The organism is Pseudomonas sp. A0308 (assembly GCF_044218815.1).
In the GTDB taxonomy this organism is placed as follows: Bacteria; Pseudomonadota; Gammaproteobacteria; order Pseudomonadales; family Pseudomonadaceae; genus Aquipseudomonas; species Aquipseudomonas iridis.
Genome location: NZ_CP162581.1, coordinates 6,144,527 through 6,161,156 on the forward strand (window position 1 = coordinate 6,144,527; position 16,630 = coordinate 6,161,156).

Here is a 16,630-nt window from a genome sequence, read left to right on the forward strand (position 1 = left end):
CCCACCAAGGCAGGCTGATGACTTCAAAACGCACCTCCAAAGCACCCGCCGGCATGGTTCGCGTGCGCGGCGCCCGTGAGCACAACTTGAAGAACGTTGACATCGACATCCCCCGCGATGCGTTGGTGGTGTTCACCGGCGTGTCCGGGTCGGGCAAGTCGTCCCTGGCGTTTTCCACTTTGTATGCCGAAGCCCAGCGCCGCTACTTCGAATCGGTCGCGCCATACGCGCGGCGGCTGATCGATCAGGTCGGAGTGCCGGATGTCGATTCCATCGAAGGCCTGCCTCCCGCCGTGGCCCTGCAACAGCAGCGGGGTACGCCGAGCACGCGCTCCTCGGTGGGCAGTGTCACTACGTTGTCGAGCCTGATCCGCATGCTCTATTCCCGCGCCGGCAGTTACCCGCCGGGGCAGGCGATGCTGTACGCCGAGGACTTTTCGCCGAACACGCCGCAGGGCGCCTGCCCTGATTGTCATGGTCTGGGGCGGGTCTATGAAGTCACCGAAGCGTTGATGGTGCCGGACCCGAACCTGACCATTCGCGAGCGTGCCGTGGCGTCCTGGCCGCTGGCATGGCAGGGACAGAACCTGCGCGACATCCTCGTGACGATGGGCATCGACGTCGACATCCCATGGCGAAAGTTACCGAAAAAGCAGCGCGACTGGATTCTCTTCACCGAAGAAACCCCGACTGTGCCGGTGTACGCCGGGCTGACCCCGGAAGAGACCCGTGTCGCCCTCAAGCGCAAGATGGAGCCGAGTTATCAAGGCACCTTCACCGGCGCCCGCCGCTACATCCTGCACACCTTCACCCACTCGCAAAGTGCGCTGATGAAAAAGCGCGTGGCGCGGTTCATGCTCGGCAGTCCTTGCCCGTTGTGCGATGGCAAACGGCTGAAGCGCGAGGCGTTGGCGGTGACATTTGCCGGGTACGACATCGGTGAGTTGTCACAGATGCCGCTGCTGCAAGTCGCTGAAGTTCTAAAACCGGTGGCGGCTGCCAGTTATCTGGAGCACGCCGAGGAAACCGGCGAAACCCTCAGTCACGCGCAAACCCGCGAAGCCCGACAACAGCGCGTCGCAAAGGGTGCCAGTGGTCACGCCAGCGCGCCAGATGTGCGCCATACACCGAACCTGTCACTGGAAAAACGCCTGGCGGCGCAGCGCATTGCCGAGGATCTGCTGGAACGGGTCACCACGTTGACCGAACTGGGTCTGGGCTATCTGGCTCTGGAACGCAGCACGCCGACCTTGTCGTCCGGTGAGCTGCAGCGCCTGCGATTGGCGACGCAATTGGGCTCGCAGTTGTTTGGCGTGATTTACGTGCTCGACGAACCCTCCGCCGGTTTGCACCCAGCCGACGGAGAGGCGTTGTTCGAAGCCTTGCAGCGCTTGAAGGCCGATGGCAATACGCTGTTTGTGGTTGAGCATGATCTGGAAACCATGCGCCGCGCTGACTGGTTGATCGACGTCGGGCCGGAGGCGGGTGAGAAGGGCGGTCAGGTGTTGTACAGCGGCCCACCTGCGGGGCTGGCCGACATCGAACAATCGCAGACCCGCGCTTATCTGTTCGCCGAAACGCCACGCCAGACGCGTGCCGCGCGCAAGCCGTCGGCGTGGCTGAAGCTGGAAGGCATCACCCGCAATAACCTCAACAACCTCAGTGCCGAGTTTCCCTTGGGCTGTTTCACTTCGGTGACCGGTGTGTCCGGTTCCGGCAAGTCGAGTCTGGTCAGTCAGGCGTTGCTGGAACTGGTCGGTGCACAACTGGGACGGCCGAGCGTTGAGGCTGAGGCTGAAGAGCTGAGCCTTGAGGACGACGCGCCGCTAGTCAGCAGCGGCCAGATCACGGCCGGGCTGGAGTCGATCAAACGCCTGGTGCAGGTCGATCAGAAACCCATCGGTCGTACGCCGCGCTCCAATCTGGCGACCTATACCGGGCTGTTCGACAACGTGCGCAAGCTGTTCGCCGCCACTCCCCAGGCGCGGGCGGCGGGCTATGACGCCGGGCAGTTTTCCTTCAACGTTGCCAAGGGCCGTTGCGCAACGTGCGAGGGTGAGGGTTTTGTCAGTGTCGAGTTGCTGTTTATGCCCAGCGTGTATGCGCCGTGCCCGACGTGTCATGGCGCACGTTACAACCCGCAGACGCTGGCGGTTTTGTGGGAGGGTTTGAGCATCGCGCAGGTGCTGCAATTGACGGTCGATGAGGCGGTGGAAGTTTTTGTCGGGCAGCCGGGGATTCGCCGTTCGCTGGAGGTGTTGCGCGATATCGGCCTTGGTTATCTACGACTTGGTCAACCGGCCACGGAGCTGTCGGGCGGTGAGGCGCAGCGGATCAAACTGGCCACCGAGTTGCAGCGCAATCAGCGCGGCGCGACGTTGTATGTGCTGGATGAACCGACCACCGGCCTGCATCTGCGGGATGTCGACCGACTGTTGGAACAACTGGATTCGCTAGTGACAGCCGGGCACACGGTCATCGTGGTCGAGCATGAAATGCGCGTGGTTGCGCAGAGCGACTGGGTGATCGACATCGGCCCGGGAGCGGGAGATGAGGGCGGCAAAATTGTCGTGGCGGGCACGCCGCAGAAAGTGGCTGCCAGCAAAAAAAGCCGGACTGCGCCATTCCTCGCCCGCGCCTTGAGCCGATAATGGCTTCGATCCCGATGGCCTGATCGCTGGCAAGCCAGCTCCCACAGGTTTCTGGGTTGTGCTGGGGTTTTGAGTTCCCTTCACTCCATTGTGGGAGCTGGCTTGCCAGCGATAGCGGTGGAGCAGACAGCATTGATGTTGAGCAAGCGGGCCTGATCGCTGGCAAGCCAGCTCCCACAGGTTATTGGGTTGTACTCGGGTTTTGAGTCCCCTTGACTCCATTGTGGGAGCTAACTTGCCAGCGATAGCGGTGGAGCAGGCAGCATTGATGTTGAGCAAGCGGGCCTGATCGCTGGCAAGCCAGCTCCCACAGGTTATTGGGTTGTGCTCGGGTTTCGAGTTCGCTTCACTCCATTGTGGGAGCTGGCTTGCCAGCGATAGCGGTGGAGCAGGCAGCATTGATGTTGAGCGAGCAGGCCTAATCGCTGGCAAGCCAGCTCCCACAGGTTTTTGGGATGTGCTCGGGTTTCGAGTTCCCTTCAATCCGTGTGGGAGCTGGCTTGCCTGCGATAGCGGTGGAGCAGGCAGCATTGATGTTGAGCGAGCTGGCCTGATCGCTGGCAAGCCAGCTCCCTCAGGTTTTTGGGTCGTGCTCGGGTTTCGAGTTCCCTTCACTCCGTGTGGGAGCTGGCTTGCCAGCGATAGCGGTGGTTCAGGCGCCGTCGAGTGTGCGGCGAACCTTGTCCAGCAATTCGCTGATCTGAAACGGTTTGACCAGCATGTCCATCCCTTCGCCGAGAAACACCTGACGGTTGAGCGCGGTTTCGGCGTAGCCGGTCATGAACAGAATCGGTAATTCTTCGCGCCAGCCTCGCGCAACATCTGCCAGTTTGCGCCCGCTCATGCGCGGCAAGCCGACGTCGCTCAGCAACAGGTTGATCGATGGATCGTTCTGCAAGCGATCCAGTGCCGTCTCGATGTCGCCGGCCTGAGTGCAGCGGTAACCGGCATCTTCCAACACTTCGGTGACGAACATCCGCACCGCAGCCATGTCCTCGACGATCAGCACATGCTCGCCAGTACCCCGCGCATTGACCACCTCTGGTGAAGCTTCAACGCCGACCGGATGGCTGGTGGCCGGTAACATGATGGTCACTTCCGTGCCCCGTCGGGCGACACTGCGAATGTGCGCATCCCCGCCCGATTGCCGGGCAAAACCATAAATCGTCGACAAGCCCAGCCCGGTGCCCTGGCCCAAGGGTTTGGTGGTGAAGAATGGGTCGAAAACCTTGTCGATCACGTTGTGCTCGATACCGGTGCCGTCATCGCGCACCGACAACGCCACATAGGCGCCATCGGCCAGATTCGGATCACCGTGGGAATACGCCGCGTAGGTGTTGACCCAGATGTTGCCACCATGGGGCAGCGCATCGCGGGCGTTGATCACCAGGTTGAGCATCGCGCTTTCCAGCTGACTCGGATCGACCAACGCAATTGCCGGTTTGTTGGTCAGCTCCAGCTTCAGGGCAATCCGCTCACCGATGGTGCGCACCAGCAGTTCTTCTAGCGACCGCATGTGCTCGTTGATGTCCACGGGCCGGGTGTCCAGCGGTTGCTGACGGGCGAACGCCAGTAAACGATGGGTGAGCGAGGCTGCGCTCATCGCGGAGTTCAGCGCCGCTTCGGCATACAACTTGACCTTTTCCGGACGATTGTCGTCGATGCGCTTCTGGATCAACTCAAGACTGGTGATGATGCCGGTCAGCAGGTTGTTGAAGTCGTGGGCAATGCCGCCGGTGAGCTTGCCCAGGGCATCCATTTTCTGCACTTGCAGCAACTGCGATTCGGCGCGTTCCAGTTGTGAGGTCGTGTCATCCAGGCGTGCCAGATGCGTGCGTTCGCGATGGCGGTGTTCGGTGACGTCTTCTACGAATACCAGGCTCAGCTCGGGCGTGCGGTACGGCGAAATCTGCCACTCGGTCTCGCGAATCTCGCCTTGCACGCGCATGTTCAGCGTGCCTTTCCAGCGCTCGCCATCGACAAGGCGCAGGCGCAGTTCATTGAGAATCGCGTTTTGATCGTCGGCGAAGCATTCGCTCAGGGCCTGCGGGTCGCGGTTATCCAGAATCAGCTGGGTAAACGCGTGGTTGCACTCATGCACCTTGAGGTTGGCGTCCAGCACCGCAATGGGCGCCGACACATTGACGAAAATCTCGCGGAACCGCGCCTCGCTTTCGCGCAGTGCATTTTCCGTGTCGCGCACCCGCAGCAGGGTGCGCAGGGTGGCGAGCAGCACGTCCGGGTCGACCGGGTGAATCAGGTAGGCATCGGCACCGGCATTGAGGCCGGTGATGATGTCGCCGGTCTGGATCGATGCCGCCGAGACGTGGATCACCGGCAGCAATGCGGTCCGGGCATCGGCACGCAGGATGCGCACAATGTCGAAGCCGCTCATGTCCGGCAGGTTGACGTCGAGTATCAGGGCGTCGAACGCTTCGCTTTCGATCAACGCCAGGCCGTCAGTGCCAGTGCCGGCCTCGAGGACTTCATAGTCGTGGCGTTCAAGACGTTTGCGCAAGGCATAGCGGGTGGCGACGTTGTCATCGACGATCAACAGGCGGATGTCACGTTTCATCGACGTTCTCCAAAGCGATCGCCAACGGAATAGTCACGTAGAAGGTCGAGCCGACGCCCGGTGCGCTGTCCATTCCGACCTCTCCACCCAACAGGGTCGCGAAGCGTTTACACAAGGAAAGTCCCAGGCCGGTGCCGCGCAAGCGTTTCTGCAGCGGCGAGTCGACCTGGGAAAAGTCCTCGAACAATGCACCATGCAGCTCCGCCGCGATACCAATACCGGTGTCGCTGACGGCAAAACGTACTTTGTCCGTGCCTTCAAGTCGCGCCGAAACCCGCACTTCGCCACGCGTGGTGAACTTCAGCGAGTTGGAAATGAAGTTGCGCAGGATTTGCGCAAGTTTCTTGTCGTCGGTGTACAGGCGCGGCAGGCCTTTGGGTTCCTCGAAGATCAGGTCCACTGCCGACGCATCGACGATGGGCCGAAACATCCCGCGCAGGGCGGAAAACAGATCGAACATGTCGAACCACGCCGGGGAAATGGTGATGCGTCCGGCCTCGATTTTCGCCAGATCGAGCAAGTCGTCGACCATGTCGCTGAGTTCGCGGGCGGCAGTGCTGACGAAGGCGACCTGTTTGTGTTGCTCGGGGCTCAGCGGCCCGTCCAGCTCGTCGGCGAGCAGGCTGTTGATGCTCAGGATCGAACCCAGCGGGGTGCGGAACTCATGGCTCATGTACGACAGGAAACGGCTTTTGAGGTCCGAAGCCTGGCGCAATTCCTCTGCCTGAATGTCGAGCTCGGCGTACAGCGCCAGCACGCCCTGATTGGTTTCATCGAGCTCTGCGCGCAAGGCTTCAGTTTCGCTCTGCAACTGGGCGATCAGCGCAGCCTGTTCGGCATTGCTCGCAAGGGGCGACTCAGCCATGGGCGGCCTCCAGAGCAACGACCAGTACCGTTACATCATCCCGACCGCGGCAGAAGTCGCGATGCAAAATGGCGGCTATCACGGCAGGGTGGCGGTGCACCAGGCCGGGGTAGTCTTGAAGATTCCAACGGGACTGCAAACCGTCGCTGTACATGATCAAAAGATGTCCGTTCACATGAGCATAGTCAAAGGGCTGGGCTTTCCGGTACTGGACGCCAACGATGCCAGGGTGCGAAGCCAGTCCGCGGGATTTGTCGGCAGCAATCAGACTGGCGCCGATATTGCCCACCCCGGTGAAACGGAGGCTGGCGCTATCGGCATGAAACTGCGCAAACGCCACCGCGCCGCCACGGGTGCCGATCATGTCCCGGTGCAGGTCTTCCATCAGCATCGTCGGTGTGCTGAAAGGCGCGCGGGCGAACGCTCCCTCGCCGGCGCGGCCGGCAATTTCGGCGTCTTCACCATGGCCGAGGCCGTCAACGATCAGCGCGCTGATGTCTGCGCCGTGATACGCCAGATGCCAGACATCGCCGCAGGCCGGGTCGTCATGCAGCGAGTGCTGACTAACGCCGTAAAGCAGGTCAGGCTGACGGGTGTTGCGCGGGTACAAACGCGCGAGCAACACGGCTCCGCGGTGGTCGGCATACACGTCAAACACATCGGCCTGGCGTGACACCGCGCCAAGGCCGATGCCTTGGGTGCCGCCGGTAGAAAAGCCGTCAGTGAGGCATGCCTCCAGATCAAAGCCCCTGGCACGATCCACCGCCAGCAGTTCGATCCCCGCATCGCCCTGACGTGGCAGCACGCGCAAGTGCAGCTCGCCACGGCCGGCATGTTTGAGCAGATTGCTCGCCAGTTCGGTGACCACCAGTGCCACGCGTCCGGCATCGCTTTCAGTAAAACCGTGCTGTTCGGCAAGCCGTTGAGCCGTGCGCCTTGCATAGCCGATCTGGCTGCTGTCTTCGATCAGTAAGACTTGGGTCAGTGAGCCGTGAATGTTCATGTCCATCGCGTAATCGTTATGCGGGTGCCCTTGCCGGGCTCCGTGTCCAGTTCGAACTCCTGGACCAGCCGTTTAGCACCGGTCAGACCCAGGCCCATGCCGCTGCCGGAAGTCCAGCCGTCGGTCATTGCCAGTTTGATGTCGGCAATGCCCGGCCCCTCGTCGCGAAAGGTCAGGCGCAGACCGACCTTGTGATCCTCATCGAGGATCTGCCAGTCCATGTCGCCGCCACCCCCGTAAACCATGGTGTTGCGCGCCAGTTCGCTGACAGCCGTGACCATTTTGGTCAGGTCGATCAGGCGCATGCCGCACTCGGTGGCCAGTTTGCGTGCGGTCTGGCGGGCCAGCACCACATCCTGCTCAATGTGAATGGGTTGAGTACCGCTACTGCGCACGGTCATTGCTGACTTACTCGTTCCCGCAGCACTTTCATCCCACGCTCGACATTGAGCGCCGTGCTGACACCGGGCAGAGTCAGGCCGAGTTCGACCAAGGTAATCGCCACCGCCGGCTGCATACCGACCAGCATGGTTTCAGCGTCCATGATTTTCGACAGGCCGGAGATCGTGCTGATCATCCGGCCGATGAACGAGTCGACCATGTCCAGCGCCGAGATGTCGATCAACACGCCACGCGCCGAGGTTCTGCTGATGCGTTCGGACAGATCGTCCTGCAGGGTCAAGGCGAGCTGGTCATGCATGTCGACCTGAATGGTCACCAGCAGGAACTCGCCCATCTGAAGAATCGGAATTCTTTCCATGACGTCAGACCGCTTTGCTGAGGGTGATGCCCAGGCGTGTCAGGGCCAGTTTCAACGCATCGGCCAGATTGGCCTTGGTGACCACGCCTTGCAGGTCGAGCCCCAGGTGCACGATGGTCTGCGCGATCTGCGGACGCACGCCACTGATGATGCAATCTGCGCCCATCAGGCGGATCGCGGTAACGGTTTTCAGCAGGTGCTGGGCGACCAGGGTGTCGACGGTAGGCACACCAGTAATGTCGATGATGGCGATTTCCGAACCGGTATCGACGATGCGTTGCAGCAACGATTCCATCACGACCTGTGTGCGCTGCGAATCGAGGGTGCCGATCATTGGCAACGCCAGCACGCCGTCCCAAAGCTTGACCACGGGTGTGGAGAGTTCCAGCAGTTCTTCCTGCTGACGCTTGATCACCGCTTCGCGGGATTTCTGGAAGGTCCGAATGGTGTGCAGGCCGAAGGCGTCGAGCAATTCGGAAACTTCCCAGAGCTGCTCGGCGAGCAGCGCCGGTTGTTCTTTGTAGTGCGCTTGCAGCATCCTGAATAGCGGGCCTTTCAGGGCGAAGATGAAACTCGCGGTTTGTTGCGAGTCCTGGCCGAGCAGGGCGCGGCTATGGGAAAGCTTTTCAAGGAACAGGCGGGTCGTTTCCCAACCTTGCGCATTGACGTTGGTGCCGTTGTCACTCTCAAGGCCCGTGACCACCAGTTGCAGAAATTCGCCGGTTTGCTGCTGCAGGTCGTGTTCTTTCAGATTGCGCGTGGCGCCGCTCGCTTCCAGGCCGTTGATCCATTCGCCCAGCAGTTGTGCCTGCTTGTTTTTCATCGCATCGAGTGTGCTGTTCTGCAGTGCTGCCATGTGCCTGTTGCTCCGTAACGAATGAGGGGCCGATTTCATCAAATTGATCGGCGCGAAATCAGTGACCGTAGCCGTTTCAAATAGTTGTGCAGTCTTCGAGGATATTTTTGATTTGCCTCAAGAAAGGCCCGAGTAACTCTAGTCGGCATGGCTGCAAGGCGCGAAGTTTTGAACGTTGGCGTGCAGGCGGCTTCGAATCTGCAAGGCCCGACTTGTTTCAGTCGCGCTGGCGATGACTAAAGAGGTGCTTATGAACGAGCAATCGACACAGCAGAACAATCAATCCGGGGAACCGATCGATCGCAATGACCCGGCGATTGACCCGCAAGTGCCGGGGCAATCGGCGCCGACGCAGCCTGCGCAGCAACAGGGCGATACAGACCAGGCGCAAAGTGCTGATCCGGCAGTGGATCAGAAGAACCAGAACACCGATAACGACAACGAGTTCAGCCCCGGTTTCGAACCTGAGCCGGATCGGGCGAAGCCGGGTGAGGAGACCGACGCGGATATTGATACTGACGGGGGTTAATCAAGGCTGAAACGAGGAGGCCGCATCCATTGGATGCGGCCTCTTTTTTTGCCTGCCCGATACTTACTTGCTCGGATATTTGGCTTGCAGCTCTTTCGCCGCCGACAGATGTTTTTCCAGACCTGGCAGCATTTTCTGGGCGAAGGCTTTCAGCTCGGTCGCGCCTTTGACCTTGTCATCCGTGACGGTATTGGCTTGCTTCTTGAACAACTCGATGGTGTCTTCGTGGGCCTTTACCTGATTGTTGGCGTAGGCCGCATCGAAGGATTCATCGCGCATCTCGAGAATTTTCTCTTTGGCCTGTTTGACCAGCGTGGTGGTGTCCGGCACCTCGATATCATGAGCCTTGGCAATCGTCGCCAGTTCGTCATTGGCCTTGCCGTGATCGGTGATCATCATTTCGGCAAACTGCTTGATATCGGCAGACTGGCTTTTTTCCAGCGCCAGGCGACTGGTTTCGATTTCGGCGATGCCACCAGCAGCGGCACTGTCGACGAAGTCATTGTCGGTAGCGGCAAATGCGCTGCCCATGCTCGCACTCAGGGCAACGGCGAGAGCCAGGTGACGCAGGTTGAATCCGTCCATTTGGTGTATCTCCACGCAGGTTTTTGTGAGCGTTAAAGAGTGGAGAGGCGAGGGCGATCAAAGGTTTTATCGCATTTGCGACAGGGCGACGAACGGCCACCGCTGGTCTGACAGGGAGTCGACAGAACGGCCCGACCGAGGCCATTCTGATGGCTGGCCAGCGCAATCGGTCGCGTTGGTCACCGATCAACTCACGGAGGTGTTCCATGCCGGTTCCCCATGACCTGTTTCAGGACTTGAGCTGCACGAAGGAAGAGATCCAGCAAAAACGCACCCAGGATCCGCGACTGGATTCATTGATCAACAAGTATTCTCAGGCTGATGCCGACGTGGTCAAGGCAGAGACAGCCACCTCGGACGCCCCCAGCGACGACGCATTGAAAAAACTCAAAGAGAAGCGTCTGAAGGTCAAGGACGAGATCGTCAGCCACTTGCAGGCGCCGTCCTGATCTTCTGGTTGTCCGCCGACCTACGGTTGCAAATGGACGGGAACGACAGCCCCTGCCGGCACCTCGAATGTACAGAGTCCGAATTCATCGACTTCTTGCGAGGTGCCTCATGAGCGATCCCAAATTCCCGAGTGAAGAGCAGGGCGCATTCGACCCGGTGCCGACGCATCCCGAGCCGAACAGCCCGGCACATACCACGGCCAATCCAGATGAGCCTGTCGAGGATCTTCCTGAAGACGAAAACCCCGACAAGTTCGACAAGTCTTCCAACTGACAGACCGCTATCGCTGGCAAGCCAGCCCCCACAGGTATTGGGTCGTGCACATACTCTGTGAACCCCTGTGGGAGCTGGCCTGCCAGCGATGGTGTCAGTCAACTCACCACAAAACCGACAGACTCACTTCAGCGCATCAGCCAACGGCATCCGCGCCATATGCATCGCCTTCAACGACCCGAAATACAACCAGTCCCCATACTCCCTCACCGTGGTGATCGGCGAATAATTGCCCTCGCTCGCATCCTGCAGATTGGTAATCACCTTGCCCTGCAAATCCAGCCCCAATACAAAACCGCGCTTCTCCACGGGTTTGGGCAACACGCTCAACGCCCGCACAATCATCTTGCGCACGAATGGATGCCCGGCCGTGCCATCGAGCAAGGCATTACGCGGTGCGTACAACGCAACCCAGAAACGGTCGTGGCCATTGAATGACAGGTTGTCCGGCAGCCCCGGCAAGTTGTCGATAAACAGGTCATGAGTGCCCGCCTGGGGGCCTTTCAGCCAGAAGCGACTGATGCGGTAGGCGCCGGTTTCATTGACCAGCACATAGGCATCATCCGGGCCGAGGGTCACGCCGTTGGCGAACTGCAGTTTGTCGAGCAGGATGCTGGTCTTGCCGGTCTGGAAGTCATAGCGCAGCAAACGTCCGTCACCGCCGTGCTCAATGATCGCCTCGCCGTCATGACCGTAGCCCCATCGGCTGGAGGCATCGCTGAAGTAGGCATAGTGCCCGGACTTGTCGATCGCCACATCATCGGTGAAACCGAAGGGCACGCCATTGGCTTCTTTGGTCAAGGCCGTCACCTGGCCCTGTGCATCGAGAGACAGCAAACCCTTGACCCCGTCGGCGATCACCAGCAGCCCGTTGGGATGGCGCGCAAGCCCCAGTGGCCGGCCACCGGTATCGGCCAGCACTTTGCGTTCCTTGCCATCAAGACTGCTGCGGATCAGCCGACCGTCATGCAGACCGGTGATCAGGAATTCCCCTTCCAGCAGCAGCGCTTCCGGCCCTTCGATGTCACTGGGGCCGACCTGCACCGCACCTTTGAGGCGCTGGTTATCGGCGTAGATCCCTTCGCTCAACGAGGGCGCCGCCTGCGGTGTCCAGGCGACCGGCTCGACCTTGGTGGGCATCAGCAGCAGAAACGCGATGACGACGACAATCAGCAACAATAGAAACTGCCCCCACCTCATGCGCTGGCCCTCGCTGAAGCCAGATACTGCGTAGCCATGTCACGCAGCGCGAGCATGGATGCGGCGGACTCACGGTCGATCCGGCGCTTGAGCAGCAATCGATTGGCGATACGCATGCCCAAGCCGTCGAAACGATAATCCAGCGTGCGCACAAACCGCGCGCCGTCACCTTCGGCGTAGCACTCGTAAGTCAACGCCAGCGACAACCCGTGATCACCCTGGGCCCGAGCGCACCAGCGTCGCCCGGGCAGGTATTCGGTGACTGCCCAGCTCAGGTGACCTGCGCGGCCGCCGGCATGAATGTCTTCTTCAAAGCATGCGCCGGCATGCAGCGGGCCGGATGGGCCGTCGATCTTCAGCGATGACGGATGCCACTCGGGCCAGCGGCCGACACTGGCCGCGTAGGCGAGTACGGCAATCGGGTCGCCAGCGATATCGATCTGGTGCTGCATGCGGGTCATGGGCATTCTTGAATAGCTCAAAGGGGCGGCTTGCGGCTCCCAGTAAAGGGTGCCGAACAGGTAGTCCATCAGCGGTAGAACAATGTTGAAATTACGCTCTTGCATGCGCTCGCGACGGTGATGCAGCTCATGCAAATGGCGCATCTGACGGATCCACGGCAGGCGCGTCAGCGGGTTGTGCGGCGGCAAGTGTTCGGCGGCATGAAACACCTCGTAGGTCAGATAACCCAGCACCATGCTGCCAGCGAACAGCCCGGCGACGTTGGCGTTGAACTTCGCGAACAGCCACCACAGCGGCAGGGTAATCACCAGCGTATGGATCACGATCAGCCACGCCGGAAACAGAATCACCCGCCAGTCGCGAGCACTGTCGTAGGTCATGTGGCCGGGCGTGAAGAAGCTGTGATGGTCGCCCGCATGCCGGGCGTAGAACATTTTGGCAAAGGTTTTTTTGTGGTGGCCAAGATGGCGATGGACCATGTACACGCCAAAGTTGAAAAACAGCAGGGTCAGCGGCACGCTCAGCCATTCCAGCCAGCTCGCCTGGTGCACGCTGCTCCAGAACGCGCCGATGGCCAGCACCCCGAACAGCAGCACGAAGGCGCCGTGCAGCCACGGGTTGTAGCGCGGATGAATGGCCGCACGATAGCGGCTGCGGAATGCCTCGGTGGTCTGCCTCACTGCGTTCACCTGCGGGTATTTTGTTGTACCCGGCAGATTAGCCGATCCGGCCATCAATGCAGGCCGGACCTTGAGGCCACATGCGCCATGATCCGGTGTAAAGCGCCCACTCTGGCTTCTCGATCAGCTCAGCGGGTTCCAGCGTTGTGACCAATCGTCATCGGTGCGGATCACTTCACGCAGCAGATTGAAGGCTTGCTGCAATGTCGCCGAGTCGCGATCACGCGAATACACCAGATAGGTTGGATAGCCGAATTCCGGGGCTTTGGTCACCGTTTCCAGTGCGCCGCTTTCAAGATAGGTGCGCACCACACGGGTGCGGAAGTAGCCGCTGCCGCCGTTTTCCAGGATGTACTGAAGGGCGAGCGGGCCCAGGTTGAAACTCAGCGCGGCTTTGGCTTTTTCCGGCAGGGCGGCGTCGTGCTGGCGGCGGAAGTCCGGGCCCCAGTCGATATAAACGTAGGGATCCGGGCGATCAGGCGCGCGCACCAGAATCAGTTTTTCTTCCAGCACCTGCTCGACCTGCAACCCCGGCCAGTATTCCGGTTGATAGACCAGCGCCGCGTCGAGCACGCCGAGTTCGAGTTGGCGTAGCAGGTTTTCACCGTCGCGGATTTCCATGCGCAGGGCATGCCCGGGGATTTTCTCGCGCAGCTCGGCGGCCCAGCTGAGCATCAGCGGGTTGCACAGGCTGACCTCGCCGCCGATGTGCAGCACGTTGTGATAACCCTCAGGCAGCGGCAGGTCGCGCCGCGCCGCTTCCCAGGTCTGCACCAGTTGATTGGCATAGACCACGAAGGCCTCGCCATTGGCCGTCAATTTCGCCCCGGCGCGATTGCGCACGAACAGCGTACTGCCCAACTGGCTTTCGAGTTTCTGCACCCGGGCGGTGATCGCCGTTTGGGTGACGAACAGCTTCTGCGCCGCCGCCGCGAGACTGCCGTGACGGACGATTTCCAGAAAGGTGCGAGCGAGGTCGATGTCCATGGGCGGGCCGGTGTTTGAGGTGCGGGCATTGTAAATGCAAAGAGCCTGTCACCCTAACCCTCCCGAAACGTCGGACAGCCCCGAGGGAGAGGGGACCGACCGAGGTGTCTTTCGTCATGCATCGACCTGAACCGCCATGTCGACTATGGATTCAGCGCCAAACCTTCAGGTCGGTCGACTTTGGATTCAGAACAGGTCTTTCAAGTCGGTGTACATCTCCAATATTCCCGAATCGGTTCCCTCTCCCTTGGGAGAGGGCCAGGGTGAGGGGGAAAACAGTCGCCACAGAATCAACCCGCCAACTCAATCCCACCAACCGCGCCGACGATTGCGGGGGTGGCCTGTTCGCACACTGCCAGGTTTCTTTGCTCCAGAACGCAAAAATCCCGCCACAGGGGCGGGATTTTTTGTCACTGAACAGCGGTATTACGAAGGGAACAGCTCGGACAGTTTCATCGCCAGCATCATGTCGCCTTCAGCGCGCAGTTTGCCGCCCATGAACGCTTGCATGCCGTCGGTCGAACCGTCAACGATGCCTTGCAGGGTTTCACCGTCCATGACCAGAGTGACCTGGGCGTCCGGGTTCTCGCCTTCTTGCAGCTCGCAGGTGCTGTCTTTGACGATCAGCGAGAAGTTCTTGGTGTCGTCGATGCGGAAACCGAAGACCAGGTCCAGGCCGGCAGCAGCGGCTGGGTTGAACTTGGCTTTCATTGCTTGTACGGCATCAGCTACGGAGGTCATGGTTCGATCCTTTCTTGGGTAATAGGAGCTGGGTGATTACAGCAAGGGTCACAGTAATCCGGACTCAGCGGAAAGTGATGAGTTCCGGGGCCTTCAACAGTTGCAGATGGGCATGACTGTTGAAGGAAGCCAGGGCCACCTCGCGGCCGCGAAACTTCAGCTGGTTGAGCGAGGTGTTGACGATTTGCCAATTCAGTTCAAAAGCCTGTTTGGCAGGCATTTGTGTAATGAGGTGGAGCAGGGCGGTGATCGTGCCGCCAGAGGTGAACACCGCGATTTTCTGGTTTTGTTCGGCCTGTTCAATAATTCGATGCAACCCGGCCTGAACCCGTTCAACGAAACCCAGCCAGCTCTCCAGCCCCGGTGTGTCATAGGTGCCGGCCAGCCAGCGCTCGATGATCAGGGCAAAAATGCGCTGGAACTCGCCGCGGTTTTGCGCAGCGTTGCGCAAGATGTCGAGGGCTTCAGGCTCGTCTGGCAACATCGCCGGGAGCAGGGCGCGGATTACCGCGTCAGCATCAAATTCGTTGAACGCGGAATCGGTTTCCAGCGTCGGTACCGACAGGCCTTTGGCAGTGAATTGCTCCAGCGCACTGGTGGCCGTGTGTTGTTGGCGGCGCAGGTCACCTGCCAGGCAGCGATCGAAGCGGATCCCCAGTTCAGCGAGGTGCTGACCGAGGATTTCTGCCTGACGCACACCGGTCGGCGACAGGACGTCATAGTCGTCTGCACCAAAGGAGGCTTGGCCATGTCGAATCAAATAGATGCTGCCCACGTCCGCGTCGTCCCGGTACGTTGAAGGTTTGGCGAGATTATGAGGATGCCGGGGAGCTGTCAATGAAAAAACATACGCTTGTTTGAAATGCCCGTTACAGGCGTGTTGCCAGAGGTTTCACGACTGGCCGACGAGCCGGCGCATGGGTATGCTGGGGCCATTACGCGTGGAAATCACATCCACGCTTTGTTTTGAGGAGTCTCTGTGGAGTTTTTCACCGAATACGCCAGTTTCCTGGCCAAGACCGTCACCCTGGTAATCGCCATTCTGGTTGTGCTCGCCAGTTTTGCCGCGTTGCGCAGCAAGGGCCGGCGTAAGTCGGCGGGGCAGTTGCAGGTCAGCAAGCTCAATGATTTCTATAAAGGCCTGCGTGAGCGCCTGGAGCAGACCCTGCTCGACAAGGATCAGCTCAAGGCCTTGCGCAAGGGCGAGGCCAAGTCCGAAAAGAGCGAGAAGAAGCAGAAGAAAAAACCCGAGGCCAAACCACGGGTGTTCGTGCTGGATTTCGACGGCGACATCAAAGCCTCGGCCACCGAGAGCCTGCGTCATGAAATCACTGCGCTGCTGACCCTCGCTACGCCGAAAGACGAAGTTGTCCTGCGTCTGGAAAGCGGCGGCGGCATGGTCCACAGCTACGGTCTGGCGTCTTCGCAACTGGCGCGTATCCGCGAAGCCGGCGTGCCCTTGACCGTGTGCATCGACAAAGTCGCGGCCAGCGGCGGCTACATGATGGCGTGCATCGGCGAGAAGATCATCAGTGCGCCGTTCGCCATTCTCGGCTCGATCGGTGTGGTTGCGCAGTTGCCCAACGTCAACCGCCTGCTGAAGAAGCACGACATCGACTTCGAAGTGCTGACCGCCGGTGAGTACAAACGCACCCTGACCGTGTTTGGTGAGAACACCGAGAAAGGCCGCGAGAAGTTTCAGGAAGACCTGGACATCACCCATCAACTGTTCAAGAACTTCGTTGCCCGCTACCGTCCGCAACTGGCCATCGATGACGTGGCGACCGGCGAAGTCTGGCTCGGCGTCGCGGCGCTGGACAAGCAACTGGTCGACGAACTCAAGACCAGCGATGAATACCTCTCGCAGAAGGCCAGGCAGGCTGAGGTTTACCACCTGCATTACGCCGAACGCAAAAGTCTGCAGGAGCGCATCGGCATGGCAGCCAGCGGTTCGGTAGATCGCGTGCTGCTGAGCTGGTGGAGCCGTCTGACCCAACAGCGCTTCTGGTAAGT

At 60.1% G+C, this 16,630-nt stretch carries 17 protein-coding genes; 5 read left to right on the forward strand and 12 right to left on the reverse strand.

What is annotated here, in order from left to right; all coding sequences use genetic code 11:
- Nucleotides 1–17 precede the first annotated feature (17 nt).
- Entirely contained in the window at nucleotides 18–2,651 is a 2,634-nt protein-coding gene (locus AB4P92_RS28355) for an excinuclease ABC subunit A (RefSeq protein ID WP_395598542.1), read from the forward strand.
- A gap of 652 nt (nucleotides 2,652–3,303) precedes the next feature.
- Here the strand turns inward: AB4P92_RS28355 and AB4P92_RS28360 are convergent.
- Genes AB4P92_RS28360 through AB4P92_RS28385 form a run of 6 tightly spaced genes read right to left on the reverse strand, consistent with a single transcriptional unit; the run spans nucleotide 3,304 to nucleotide 8,710 of the window.
- Entirely contained in the window at nucleotides 3,304–5,226 is a 1,923-nt protein-coding gene (locus AB4P92_RS28360) for a response regulator (RefSeq protein WP_273875535.1), read from the reverse strand.
- A complete protein-coding gene (locus AB4P92_RS28365) occupies nucleotides 5,216–6,091 on the reverse strand; it encodes a sensor histidine kinase KdpD (protein ID WP_047301556.1) in 876 nt (291 codons plus the stop codon). The genes AB4P92_RS28360 and AB4P92_RS28365 overlap by 11 nt, the downstream gene beginning before the upstream one ends.
- Complete coding sequence (locus AB4P92_RS28370) at nucleotides 6,084–7,094, reverse strand: ATP-binding protein (protein WP_395599714.1); 1,011 nt, start codon at nucleotides 7,092–7,094, stop codon at nucleotides 6,084–6,086. The genes AB4P92_RS28365 and AB4P92_RS28370 overlap by 8 nt, the downstream gene beginning before the upstream one ends.
- Nucleotides 7,091–7,495: an anti-sigma regulatory factor gene (locus AB4P92_RS28375; RefSeq protein ID WP_042559428.1), complete on the reverse strand. Its 405-nt coding sequence runs from the start codon at nucleotides 7,493–7,495 to the stop codon at nucleotides 7,091–7,093. Before AB4P92_RS28375 ends, AB4P92_RS28370 begins: the two co-directional genes overlap by 4 nt.
- Nucleotides 7,492–7,854 carry an STAS domain-containing protein gene (locus tag AB4P92_RS28380; RefSeq protein WP_042559427.1) on the reverse strand — a complete coding sequence of 121 codons (363 nt, stop codon included), beginning with the start codon at nucleotides 7,852–7,854 and terminating at the stop codon, nucleotides 7,492–7,494. The genes AB4P92_RS28375 and AB4P92_RS28380 overlap by 4 nt, the downstream gene beginning before the upstream one ends.
- 4 nt (nucleotides 7,855–7,858) lie before the next feature.
- Entirely contained in the window at nucleotides 7,859–8,710 is an 852-nt protein-coding gene (locus tag AB4P92_RS28385; RefSeq protein ID WP_395598543.1) for an STAS domain-containing protein, read from the reverse strand.
- A gap of 250 nt (nucleotides 8,711–8,960) precedes the next feature.
- Here AB4P92_RS28385 and AB4P92_RS28390 point away from each other — a divergent pair, with 250 nt between their 5' ends.
- On the forward strand, nucleotides 8,961–9,239 hold the full coding sequence (locus AB4P92_RS28390) for a hypothetical protein (protein WP_042559425.1): 279 nt from the start codon (nucleotides 8,961–8,963) through the stop codon (nucleotides 9,237–9,239).
- Nucleotides 9,240–9,302: 63 nt separating this feature from the next.
- Here AB4P92_RS28390 and AB4P92_RS28395 read toward each other — a convergent pair whose 3' ends face one another.
- Nucleotides 9,303–9,824: a DUF4142 domain-containing protein gene (locus AB4P92_RS28395; RefSeq protein WP_395598544.1), complete on the reverse strand. Its 522-nt coding sequence runs from the start codon at nucleotides 9,822–9,824 to the stop codon at nucleotides 9,303–9,305.
- Between the two features lie 206 nt (nucleotides 9,825–10,030).
- Here AB4P92_RS28395 and AB4P92_RS28400 point away from each other — a divergent pair, with 206 nt between their 5' ends.
- Nucleotides 10,031–10,273: a DUF465 domain-containing protein gene (locus AB4P92_RS28400; RefSeq protein ID WP_042559423.1), complete on the forward strand. Its 243-nt coding sequence runs from the start codon at nucleotides 10,031–10,033 to the stop codon at nucleotides 10,271–10,273.
- A 109-nt stretch (nucleotides 10,274–10,382) separates the two neighbouring features.
- A complete protein-coding gene (locus tag AB4P92_RS28405) occupies nucleotides 10,383–10,547 on the forward strand; it encodes a hypothetical protein (protein WP_196304160.1) in 165 nt (54 codons plus the stop codon).
- Nucleotides 10,548–10,670: 123 nt separating this feature from the next.
- Here the strand turns inward: AB4P92_RS28405 and AB4P92_RS28410 are convergent, their stop codons facing one another.
- The 5 genes from AB4P92_RS28410 to AB4P92_RS28430 all read right to left on the reverse strand — a co-directional run bounded on the left by AB4P92_RS28410 (nucleotide 10,671) and on the right by AB4P92_RS28430 (nucleotide 15,392).
- The gene (locus tag AB4P92_RS28410) at nucleotides 10,671–11,747 is read right to left on the reverse strand and encodes an SMP-30/gluconolactonase/LRE family protein (RefSeq protein ID WP_395598545.1); all 1,077 of its coding nucleotides are present in this window, start codon (nucleotides 11,745–11,747) and stop codon (nucleotides 10,671–10,673) included.
- Nucleotides 11,744–12,889 carry an SRPBCC family protein gene (locus AB4P92_RS28415; protein WP_395598546.1) on the reverse strand — a complete coding sequence of 382 codons (1,146 nt, stop codon included), beginning with the start codon at nucleotides 12,887–12,889 and terminating at the stop codon, nucleotides 11,744–11,746. Before AB4P92_RS28415 ends, AB4P92_RS28410 begins: the two co-directional genes overlap by 4 nt.
- A 123-nt stretch (nucleotides 12,890–13,012) precedes the next feature.
- Nucleotides 13,013–13,876 (reverse strand): LysR family transcriptional regulator, encoded by an 864-nt coding sequence (locus AB4P92_RS28420; RefSeq protein ID WP_047301547.1) that lies wholly within the window; start codon nucleotides 13,874–13,876, stop codon nucleotides 13,013–13,015.
- A gap of 426 nt (nucleotides 13,877–14,302) precedes the next feature.
- Entirely contained in the window at nucleotides 14,303–14,617 is a 315-nt protein-coding gene (locus AB4P92_RS28425) for an SCP2 sterol-binding domain-containing protein (protein ID WP_007946492.1), read from the reverse strand.
- Between the two features lie 64 nt (nucleotides 14,618–14,681).
- A complete protein-coding gene (locus tag AB4P92_RS28430; RefSeq protein WP_042559419.1) occupies nucleotides 14,682–15,392 on the reverse strand; it encodes a histidine phosphatase family protein in 711 nt (236 codons plus the stop codon).
- Nucleotides 15,393–15,596: 204 nt separating this feature from the next.
- Here AB4P92_RS28430 and sohB point away from each other — a divergent pair, with 204 nt between their 5' ends.
- Nucleotides 15,597–16,628 carry a protease SohB gene (gene sohB / locus AB4P92_RS28435; RefSeq protein ID WP_042559418.1) on the forward strand — a complete coding sequence of 344 codons (1,032 nt, stop codon included), beginning with the start codon at nucleotides 15,597–15,599 and terminating at the stop codon, nucleotides 16,626–16,628.
- Nucleotides 16,629–16,630: the final 2 nt, after the last annotated feature.